This window comes from Methylobacterium sp. J-048 (assembly GCF_022829515.1).
GTDB lineage: Bacteria > Pseudomonadota > Alphaproteobacteria > Rhizobiales > Beijerinckiaceae > Methylobacterium.
In genome coordinates this window covers 1-2,862 of sequence record NZ_JAKSYL010000045.1, presented here as the reverse complement: position 1 = coordinate 2,862, position 2,862 = coordinate 1, and the positions used below count along the sequence as shown (strand labels likewise).

Genomic DNA, 2,862 nt, shown 5'->3' with positions numbered 1-2,862 from the left:
CCATTTTGGGGCAGCTTGGTCTCGCGCATGACCAGAGGGTGATCGGAAAGCTCCAGCTTAGAATTTCTTCAGATTTGAACCGTTGTAAGTGTGTGAAATACAACACGTTTTCGGCTTGATCAACGATCCGTGAACAGTGATTACACTGGCATTGTGCCGCTCCGGTGCGCGTCAGCGTGATCCATGTCCTACCGCTCCCTACTCCTCGCCGTTCTTCTGGCCACCACCACCCTTTCCGGGGCCGCGACGGCGCAGGACGGAACCGTCCAGCTCAACGAACTCTCGGTTGAAGCAGCAGGACCCGGCAGCTCAGCTCCCGGACCGGTGGGCTCCGGTGGGGTCAACCTCAGCGGCGGCGACGGCGGCACGGCCGCCACTAGTGGCGGCGGCGGCGGCCCATCCGGCATAACCGGCTACACAGCCCGCGTGACGACTGCCGGAACCAAGACCAACACGCCCATCATCGAGACGCCACAATCGATCTCCGTCGTCACCCGCGAGCAGCTCAACGACCGTAACGTCCAGACCCTGAGCGATGCGATCAACTACGTCCCCGGCGCCATCTCGGCCCGGTCGGGCTTCGACCCGCGCTTCGACCAGATCTTCATCCGCGGCTTCGACGTGCTGACCAATCAGGGCACCTATCGCGACGGCCTGCGCGTGATCGGCAGCGGGTTCATCTTCCCGCGGATCGAACCCTACGGCGCGGAGGCCGTGACCATCCTGCGCGGGCCGTCCGCCGGCCTCTACGGCCTCGGCTCGCCCGGCGGCATCCTCGACATCACCAGCAAGCGCCCCGTCTTTGTGCCGTTCGGCGAGATCCAGTTCCAGGCCGGCAGCTTTGACCGCTTCCAGGGCAACTTCGACGTCGGCGGCCCGATCGAGGGGTCGGGTGGAACCATGGCCTACCGGCTGACTGGCCTACGCCGCGAGGCGGGCACCTTCATCGGTCTCGGCACCAACGACGACCGGTTCAACATCGCGCCCGCCTTCACCTGGAAACCCGACGCGGCTACGACGTTCACGTTCCTAAGCGAGTTCCAGACGACCAACACGCCGGCCACGACGTTCTACTACAACTACCCGGGTTTCCGGGCGAGCCCGTACTACATGGGCGATCCGGCCTTCGCCGGTCTCAACCAGACGCAGTATCGTGTCGGCTACGCCTTCGAGCATTTCATCACACCCGATTTGGTCTTCCGCCAGAACTTCCGGCACTATGGCGTCTTTCTCAGTGGAAAGTACGTCGATATCAACGGCATTAACGACGCAAACACGATTGGCACGCGCGACACCGGCTACATCCGCGAGGGCTTGGTGCAGCAGACGCTGGACAACCAATTGGAGGCGCGCTTTGCCACAGGCCCGGTCGCCCACACCGTAGTCGGGGGCGTTGACTACGCTCGGTACAGCCTGAGCCAACGCCTCGGCTTTGGCCTAGCCCCGGACCTGAACCTCATCACGCGGAACTACGGCCAGCAGTTTATCGCGACCCCGACCCTCGGGTCCGCCGCGCGCCAGACCCAGGAGCAGATCGGCGTCTATTTGCAGGATCAGGCCAAGTTCGGCGACTTCATCCTGACCCTGAATGGCCGCCACGATTGGGTCTTCCAGGACAATTTCGCCACCCCCGACAGCGCGGTCTCAAGCCAGAACAACAGCGCGTTCACGGGCCGGGTCGGACTGGGTTACGTCCTGGCGCCAGGCCTCGTTCCCTACGCCAGCTACGCCACGACCTTCACCCCGCAGGTGGGCCTCGACCGGAACGGACAAGCGTTTAAGCCGGCTACCGGTGATCAGATCGAGGCGGGCGTGAAGTACCTGATCCCCGGCACCAACATCCAAACCGCGTTTGCCGGCTTCGACATCACCCAGTCGAACATCCTGATCCCCGACGCGTCCTCCCTCGCGTTCCAGACAGCCGGCGGGGCCGTGCGCTCGAAAGGCTTCGAGGCCGAGGCGACCGCCAACCTCGCCCCGGGCACGAACTTGACCATCGCCTACACGCACGTCGACATCCGGTTCGTGAACTCGGTCTCGTTCACTGGCCAGTCGCTCGCCGGGAACCTCGTATCGGGCATCCCCCAGGATACCTACGCGTCGTTCCTGACCTATGCGTTCCCGCCGTCCTCAGCCCTGCGCGGTCTTCAGATCGGTGGCGGCATCCGCTACATCGGTTCAAGCTACGCAGATGACCAGAACACGGTGCGCAATACCGCTGTCACGCTGTACGACGCTTTGGTGGCCTACGACTTCGCGGCGCTCGACCCGAAGTACAAGGGCTTCCGCGCGCAGCTTAACGGCTACAACATCTTCGACCGGAACTACCAGACTTGCTCGTTCGGGTTCTGCAATCGTAATCAGCCGGCGACGGTCATTGGCAGCCTGATCTACCGGTGGTGAGAGGCCTCGCCTCCAGCGGCTGAGTATGCGAGCACTGAGCCGTTACACCAGCACGACGACCGTGGCGCGCTGCATGGCGGGCTGCGGCTTAGTCGACACTGGCGTGAGAGGGTGCCGTGTACGAGATCGACCTGACCCCAACTTACCAGGACACCCTTCGTCTCGCGCAGCTCCGGAAGCAGGCGAAGCGCCTCGGACTGAAGCTGTCGAAGTCGCGCTGGCATCAGCCTTATGTTCGGAACCGCGGCGGCCTAATCCTCCTCGATAGCCAGGCTGAGGTCGTCGCAGGGGACGGCTACAGCCTCAATCTGGCGGCGGCCGAGAGGATCTTGTCCGTTATGGCCGATCAAATGCCATGTTCGATGCCACGATCGATGAAGCGTATGGGGCCAGCATAGAAGGCCTTGGTCAATGCCAACCCCACTGCCAGTAAGCAGACCTTTCCAAGGTCCTAGAAGG

Annotated in this window: 2 protein-coding genes; both read left to right on the top strand. The window is 63.1% G+C overall.

The window, feature by feature from the left end; all coding sequences use genetic code 11:
• Positions 1 to 183 precede the first annotated feature (183 nt).
• Complete coding sequence (locus MKL09_RS01265; protein ID WP_244017204.1) at positions 184 to 2,403, top strand: TonB-dependent siderophore receptor; 2,220 nt, start codon at positions 184 to 186, stop codon at positions 2,401 to 2,403.
• Between the two features lie 116 nt (positions 2,404 to 2,519).
• Positions 2,520 to 2,801, top strand: coding sequence for a hypothetical protein (locus tag MKL09_RS01260; protein ID WP_243964627.1), 282 nt, complete (start codon positions 2,520 to 2,522; stop codon positions 2,799 to 2,801).
• The last annotated feature ends 61 nt before the right edge of the window (positions 2,802 to 2,862 follow it).

Excerpts from the sequence above, each read along its gene's own strand:
- MKL09_RS01265 (WP_244017204.1), top strand. The coding sequence starts at position 184 with ATGTCCTACCGCTCCCTACTCCTCGCCGTTCTTCTGGCCACCACCACC.